General features: G+C 45.5%; 1 protein-coding gene. It reads right to left on the bottom strand.

Features of this window, described 5'->3' with window-relative positions; translation table 11 throughout:
* Nucleotides 1–403 precede the first annotated feature (403 nt).
* Nucleotides 404–1,084, bottom strand: a 681-nt coding sequence (locus ACS8FD_RS16405; protein WP_439276625.1) for a LysR substrate-binding domain-containing protein, incomplete at its 5' end; no start/stop codon positions are given.

Raw genomic sequence — 1,084 nt, 5'->3', positions numbered from 1 at the left:
TGATAAATGTTCCAATGATGTCTACTCTTTTAAAAAGAATCTATTATAAATATTAATACTGCTATAAACCATCTCAGTATATCTGAGTCAAATTTATTCAGGACAACGACCAAGCCCGTTTACTAAATCCTCCATCAAATTCTTATCTCCCTGTCTGCTTAAAAAATCCAATAGATTATTAGCTGTATACTCCTTTAAACCATCTATACATCCTTCTCTAAAGCATCTACAAGAAAATCACCCAGTAGTATTTCTTTAAATGTATACGTGTTCTAAGCCTTTAGTAAAAATCATACTATGAAAGACGCAGTATTTAGTTAGAGTATGGACTAGTCTGCAACTCGCAAGTATCTCCAAAAACTAAATATTGTTCTCATAAAGAGTGATTATGGTAAATAAAACCCTACAACGGCTTCACAATACCCTCTAACAAACTCGCAAACCCCTGCATATACGCCATATCTTGGCTCGCTGTGCGCGTTGCGGCATACAGCTGACAATGCACACCACTACCTAACGGACGGGATACCACCCAGCCTTTTTTCTCGTATTCCGCCACTACCCAATCAGGGAGAGCCGCAACTCCGCGCTCACTGGCGACCAATTGAATGAGCATCGCCGTTAGCTCTGTGGTACGGACATTTTTGAAGCTGACATCGCTTGGCGTCATAAAGCCCGCGATGATATCGAGGCGCTTGGCTTCCACCGGATAAGCGATCAAGGTTTCATCGATTAAGTCATGAGGCGCGATAAAGTCTTGCGCCGCCAAGTCATGCGTGGGCGACAGTACCAAGCGGCTCTCGTACTCAAACAGTGGCTGATAGCTGATACCCTCTATCGGTAAATCACTGGTGGTGATCAGCAGGTCAATATCGCCCTCCATCAATAGATGATGCGGCTCAGGCTCAAACCCTGTGGCAAAGTCCAGCTCTACATCCGACCACTCGCGGCGATACTGGTTGAGTATCGGCATCAGCCAATCAAAGCAGCTATGGCATTCAGAGGCCAGACGCAGGCGACCAGCCTGCCCATGGGCGAGACGTTTTAGGTTGGATTTGGTGCGAGTGACCTGCGGCATGATGCT

The sequence above is a fragment of the Psychrobacter sp. 1U2 genome, from assembly GCF_051847575.1.
Note: the sequence above shows the minus strand (reverse complement) of the source record. Positions and strands in the feature narration are given on the sequence as shown.